The organism is Blautia sp. MSK18_10 (assembly GCF_020553185.1).
Taxonomy (GTDB): domain Bacteria; phylum Bacillota; class Clostridia; order Lachnospirales; family Lachnospiraceae; genus Blautia_A; species Blautia_A wexlerae.
In genome coordinates this window covers 83632-90229 of sequence record NZ_JAJCGT010000010.1, presented here as the reverse complement: position 1 = coordinate 90229, position 6598 = coordinate 83632, and the positions used below count along the sequence as shown (strand labels likewise).

Below are 6598 nucleotides of genomic sequence, written 5' to 3'. Positions count from 1 at the left end.
AGGCAATCTGGAATGAATTTTGGCTACGTTACTGTGAACGGAGTGAACAGTAACGATTATCGGATTCCAAGGATATCTTTTACTGCCTTTGGCATATCCGGCGCATCTACCACCCGGTTATGAAGCACTGGTGCTGTGCGGATCGTCTCAACTGCCTGTGGAAGTTTCACTCCGGAAAGCGCACTCAGTTCATCAGCCAGTGCAAAATCATCCTTACCGTCTGTATCTGCTCCAAGTGCTTCCATTACACTTCTTGTAAATTTATATGGGCTTGCTGTGGATGCAATGACAGTTGGTGTGGTATCATTGGTATCTTTTACATATTTGTCATAAACACCTGCTGCAACTGCAGTATGGGTATCTATCACATAATGACTGTCTTTGAAGATTTCTGCGATTGTTTTTGCTGTTTCGTCTTCTGTACAGTAATTGCCATAGAAGTCTGCAAGCTGTGCCTTCATGTCTTCTGTGATGGTATACTCGCCGCCAGCAGTAAGAGACTGCATCAGCTCTGCACATTTTTTTGCATCACCGCCTGCGATACGGTAGATCAGACGTTCCAGATTGCTGGAGATCAGAATATCCATGGATGGTGAGGTTGTAAGGATAAAGTCACGCTTTCTGTCATAAGTTCCTGTGCGGAAGAAATCATACAGAACCTTGTTATCATTGGAGGCACAGATAAGTTTGTGAACCGGAAGTCCCATCTGTTTTGCATAATAAGCAGCCAGGATATTTCCAAAGTTTCCGGTAGGTACTACCACATTGATCTCCTGACCGTCTTTGATCTTGCCCTGACGTACAAGTGATGCATATGCATATACATAATAAACGATCTGCGGTACCAGACGTCCGATATTGATAGAGTTCGCAGATGAGAACTGATATCCTGCAGCATCAAGTTCTGCTTCCAGTTCCTTATCATTGAACATTTTCTTTACGGCAGTCTGTGCATCGTCAAAGTTTCCGGTAATTCCCACAACATATGTATTGTTGCCTTTCTGAGTTACCATCTGTTTCTCCTGGATAGGACTTACACCATGTTTCGGATAGAAAACGATGATCTTGGTTCCCGGAACATCTGCAAATCCGGCCATTGCCGCTTTACCTGTATCTCCGGAAGTAGCGGTAAGAATAACAATCTCATTCTTTACCTGATTCTTCTTAGCAGCTGTAGTCATAAGATGTGGAAGAATTGATAATGCCATATCCTTAAACGCAATGGTCGCACCATGATACAGCTCAAGGAAATAAGCTCCGTCTGCTTCATGAAGCGGTGCAATCTCTTTTGTATCAAATTTTTCATCATAGGCATTGTTGATGCAGTTCTTTAATTCTTCTTCTGTAAAATCAGTAAGGAAACATTTCATTACTTCATATGCTGTCTCCTGATAGCTCATCTTTGCCAGCTCATCCATTGGGACATCCAGCTTCGGAATCTCTGTCGGCACAAATAAGCCGCCATCCTCAGAAAGCCCCTTTAAAATAGCCATAGAAGCTGTTACGGTTTCTTCTTTTCCTCTTGTGCTTTTGTATAATACCTGCATGATATTTCCTGCCTTTCCAAAGTTATTCGTAACTGTTCAGTATATTGGCAGTAATAATAAACCGCTGAACAGTTACAGTTATTCATTTCGCCAATTGAGCACATTATAGCATATACTTTAGCAAAATACTATCCTAAATTATTTCTCTTTTTTCTGTCTTTTTATGATTGATTACTATAAATCAAAAATATGGACATATTCTTTTGTTCCCGAAGAATATGTCCATATTTTGAGCAGTATTACCGCACTCCTGTTAAATGAGTTATATGAAGAGTATCGTTTATTACGATCCTGTGGAACTTTCTGCTGAATCCGGATAGGTATAAAATTCATGTACGCCGTATTTAAACAGCCTTTTCAGATCTTTCTCAAACCAGGAGACATTCTGGCTTTCAGCTTCAGATTTCTGGATAAAAAACAGTGCTCCTTCTGAATAATCCACACCTTCAAGAGCCTGTCTGACGGCTTCTCTTGTCTCATCTGTAACAGTTACTTCATTGATACGTCCGTCATAAGTCGGTGAAAACTGCGGAACACCATTGGTATTCTGCCATACCACTTCTGTGACTGTATCGGGAAATTCCTTATTCTTTATACGGTTCATGATCACATTGGCAACCAGAATGCGTCCCTTGACATCCTCAGTACCTGCTTCAGCCTCTACAATATGAAGCAATGTATCATAGTCCTCATCCGACATCATCCGGGCGCTCTCTGCAAGAGCCACTGTCCTTGCATCCAACTCATTGATGCTGCTCTCCATAGAAGAGCTGACATCGAATTCTGCCATATTATCTTCAATAACTTTAATTCTCTGACCGACCATTACCTGTTCACAGGAAGTTCCGATACGTGTGACTGATTTTTTGGGAGAAGCTGTATCATTCATTCCGGATACTACTCCTGCAATTCCTGTTGGCAGTACATCTGTTTCGTCAGTATCAGAGGAAAAAGTTTTCTCCCTATTTTCAGAAGCTGCATATACTTTGTTTTTTCCATTAAAATCTGCTATTCTGCCGCCTGCTGCAAACGCAATCGCCGTACAGGTACACACTGTAACCAGTATCAGACTCCGCGCCGGATTGCCGGACTGTTTTGACTCTTTTTTCTGAACTTTCATACTTATCATTCCTTGAGTTTTTTTAATTACAGGTTTTTATGGCTGTAACATTTCTGTAACTTATAAGAAAATTATATTTAATATAATTGATTTTGTCAAGCTTTTTTCATATTTTTGTAACATTTTAGCTTGCAAAAAAGAAAAAAGGAAGGTTCCATCAATGAAATCTCCCTTTAATATATGCTTCATTTTTCTCAATTATTACATTTATTTTTTTCGCCGCAGATCAGGAACATAGGGGTTGGATTATAAAACTCATCTTTCTTTGTATAAATTCTGCTGCTGATACCCAGATCAATGGAGAATCTGTTGATACCCAGTTTTCCCAGTGTCTCCAGATCCCAGGCAGGGCGTACATAGGAACTGATAGGAAGCTGGCGTTTAATTTCCTCGCATTCCTGCATCATGGCATCGCCTACTGTAAAATGAGCATGATTGGCAGGCAGATCAGCAGTATCTGAGAAATCATCTGCACCATAATTGGCATCTGCGTTGATCAGGATTCCTCCCGTTTTCAGCACACGAATCCATTCTTTATATGCTCTTGCTGCATCCGGAAGTGTCCAGGTAAGATTTCTGGACACGATCACATCAAAGGTACCATCAGGAAAATCCGGATTTTCCGCATCCATTACTTCAAACGTACAGGAGGCGTTCTCTTCTTTTGCCAGTTCCCTGGAATGAATGATCATATCCGGTGTCAGATCGATTCCTGTAACTTCATGTCCCAGTTTTGCTAAAAGAATGGAAAAGAAGCCTGCACCGCATCCCACATCCAGGATCCTTAATTTTCCATTAGGAAGAAAAGTTCCGATCTCTTTCAGCCATTTATCAGCCATATCACTGTGAAGCTCAGCTCTTCTCTGTTCCATAAAACTGTCGCTTCTTTTCGCCCAGTAATTTGTGATCTTTTCCTTGCGTTCATCCTTTCTTCTGCTGAAACTGCCATATGCGATCATCGGACCATCCTTAATAACCTGAAGACTTCCCGCCTGATATAGAACCACTCCATTTAAATCGGATAAACTTGTCTCCAGAATATTTCCCTCATAATCCTTAACACAGCCAAGATACTCTCCAACCTTAATGATATCTCCCGGTTTTTTGGCAGGATACCACAGCCCGGATACACTGGCAGACTGATAACGCACATCTTCAATTTCCATGGGATAATAATTACTGTAACTTCTCATGCCATCGTAAACACCCAGCGCACACAGAATATTACGCACATCTTTTCTTGTAGAATGAACCTCCTCCGGACTCCAGCCTCCCATCTGGCCACGTTCGATCAGAACACTGGGAATGCCACATGCGGCAGCATAATTGTAAGAACCACCGGATGCCACATTAGACTTTACCATATAGGGAACATCTGCCTGCTCTGCCATCTTCCTTGACATCTGAATCACATCTTCATCTGCACATCCGGCATAGTAAATATAAGGCGTAAGCTGCTCATAATCATCCCCGCTGTGAAGATCAATATAATAATCTGCTGCACTGTGAAGCTTCTGAACCACCTCATACGCCAGACGGTCCATCCTGGTTCCCTGCGGATTCCCCGGAAATACACGATTCAGATTCTTCTCATCCTCCGGGCAGACACTGCCACTCCTCTCCTCAAATTCCTTCCTGCACACAATCTTGACCAAAATCACTCTTCCATGGATCTTCTCCGGTTTCAGCTTATCCGCAAGCTCAACAGCAGCCTGGATTCCCACATATTCTCCTCCGTGGACCGCAGCAGTGATCAGAACTGTCTTTCCGGGATGAGAACCGCAGATTACTGTATAAGGAAGCGAAAACTCACCTCCGCCCAGTCTCAGAAATCCACTCTTTTTCATACCCGGAGCAGCACACAGCATGGCATCCTCCAAATCTCTTTTCCTGTCATATCCGCTATCAGAATCACCCATTCCATCATTCTCGGACCAGACGTTTTTCTCTTCCTTCACAGCGCTGATCATAAACATCGGCGTAGAATGATAATTCAGCTTCTCTTCCTGACTCCACACCCGCTGCCAGATTCCGGTATCCACTGCCACAGATTCAAACCCGTTCTCCTTCAGAAACTTCCTGTCCCAGGACGGTCTGTTAATAGAAGAAAGAGGCATCTGCAGTGCAATCTTCTCCATTCTGTCAATATCCGTACAGAGGTAATGATCATCCAGATGCTCACTCTCCACACTCTTTCGGTCTTCCTCATAAGACAGGCGTTTCTCCTCATCATAAAGATAACCGTACCAGTTTGCATCGAAATTAAGAAGCTTTCCGCCCGGTTTCAGTACACGACACCACTCTTCATAAGCTCTCTTAGGATCCTTCAGATTCCATGTCAGATTCCTGCTGATCACAACATCAAACACATCATCCTCAAATTCCAGATTCTGAGCATCCATCTTATAAAAAGAAATCCGCTCACAAAGATTACCGGCATTCCTCTTCGCGGTATCCAACATCTCCTGCGTATAATCAACAGCAGTCACCTTATATCCCGCCTCAGCCAGAATAACAGGAAAAAATCCAGGTCCTGTTCCGATATCCAAAATCTTAATCTCATCCTTCGCTTTCTCCGGGAACTGCCCTTTCAACACCTCAAGCCATGCCCCCTTCTGCATCCCATTCAATTCCTTATGATTAACTTCAGAATACCCCTCAGCCCGGGTAGTCCAGTAACTCTCAATCTCCGATAATAAATCCTTCACCTTATGCCAACCTCCATGCACGCAATTTATAATCATATATAGCCAAAATTATATCAAATCCCTCTCCTTTCCAACAAGCCCTCCCGGGGGATATATTTCACATCTCAATTCATTTTTGCATAAACAAAGTCCTTCTTAAAACTTTTTCACACTCCGCCTTGTATTTATATCTTAACCAAAACCAGCGAAGCAGGCGTATAGTTGTACCGGATGCATTTGCAGGCATCTTAGAGATTCTTAGTCCTCGGAAATCTGCGTTATGAGACGAAAAGTCCCTTGTCTGAGCGACAGCGAGTAATTCCGGACTTTTCGTCTCATGCTTTTAGCGGATTTTCGAGGGCTTAGAATCTCTTAGATGCCGAAACCGTATCCGGTACAACTATACGCCTGCTTCGCGTCCCCTTTTTAAACCAAAAACAAAGCTGCCATACCCCCAAAAAGAGGATATGACAGCTATATATTTTTACTCAGATAGCTCCAAGAATCTTCCGGGCATTATCAATCCTTTCCTGCGTCGGAGGATTAACCCCCTCCAGTGGATAAGAAAGCCCCAGATTCTCCCATTTAAACTTACCAAGCGTATGATAAGGGAGCACCTCCACTCTCTCCACATTGGAAAGAGTATGGATAAAATCAGCTAACCGGTGCAGATATTCATCCTTATCACTTCCGCCCGGCACAAGCACATGACGGATCCATACAGGTTTTTTCATATCAGAAAGTTCCCGCGCCATCGCAAGAATATTCTTATTGGAATGACCGGTAAGCTTAATATGCTCCTGCTCGTCAATCTGCTTGATATCAAGCATTACAAGATCTGTATACTTCATAAGCTCCAGCAACCCGGAATGCCATGGTTCCTGATCAGTGAAGGGATTTCCACTGGTATCAAGATTCGTATGCACACCCTCTGCCTTTGCCTTCTTAAAAAATTCTGTAAGAAAATCCATCTGAAGCAATGGCTCACCACCGCTTACAGTGATACCGCCTTTGCTGCCCCAGTAGCCCTTATAACGTAAAGCTTTCTTAAGAAGCTCATCTGCCGTATAAAGCTCTCCCTGCTTCATCTTCCAGGTATCCGGATTATGACAGAACTGACATCTCATGGCACAGCCGCTTAAAAAAATCACATATCTTACTCCGGGTCCGTCAACGGACCCGAAGCTTTCTAAAGAATGAACATAGCCTTTTATCTGTTTATTATCCATTATATCATCATCCAT

General features: G+C 42.8%; 4 protein-coding genes. All 4 read right to left on the bottom strand.

Features of this window, described 5'->3' with window-relative positions; all coding sequences use genetic code 11:
* Positions 1-56 precede the first annotated feature (56 nt).
* The 4 genes from thrC to pflA all read right to left on the bottom strand — a co-directional run bounded on the left by thrC (position 57) and on the right by pflA (position 6583).
* Complete coding sequence (gene thrC, locus LI074_RS06530) at positions 57-1547, bottom strand: threonine synthase (protein ID WP_022381416.1); 1491 nt, start codon at positions 1545-1547, stop codon at positions 57-59.
* Positions 1548-1830: 283 nt separating this feature from the next.
* A complete protein-coding gene (locus tag LI074_RS06525) occupies positions 1831-2667 on the bottom strand; it encodes a cell wall hydrolase (RefSeq protein WP_243868788.1) in 837 nt (278 codons plus the stop codon).
* 194 nt (positions 2668-2861) lie between these two features.
* Positions 2862-5375, bottom strand: coding sequence for a methyltransferase domain-containing protein (locus LI074_RS06520; protein WP_173697975.1), 2514 nt, complete (start codon positions 5373-5375; stop codon positions 2862-2864).
* A gap of 467 nt (positions 5376-5842) precedes the next feature.
* Complete coding sequence (pflA, locus tag LI074_RS06515; RefSeq protein WP_173697976.1) at positions 5843-6583, bottom strand: pyruvate formate-lyase-activating protein; 741 nt, start codon at positions 6581-6583, stop codon at positions 5843-5845.
* Positions 6584-6598 lie beyond the last annotated feature (15 nt).

Excerpts from the sequence above, each read along its gene's own strand:
- pflA (WP_173697976.1), bottom strand. The coding sequence starts at position 6,583 with ATGGATAATAAACAGATAAAAGGCTATGTTCATTCTTTAGAAAGCTTC.
- thrC (WP_022381416.1), bottom strand. The coding sequence starts at position 1,547 with ATGCAGGTATTATACAAAAGCACAAGAGGAAAAGAAGAAACCGTAACA.
- LI074_RS06525 (WP_243868788.1), bottom strand. The coding sequence starts at position 2,667 with ATGAAAGTTCAGAAAAAAGAGTCAAAACAGTCCGGCAATCCGGCGCGG.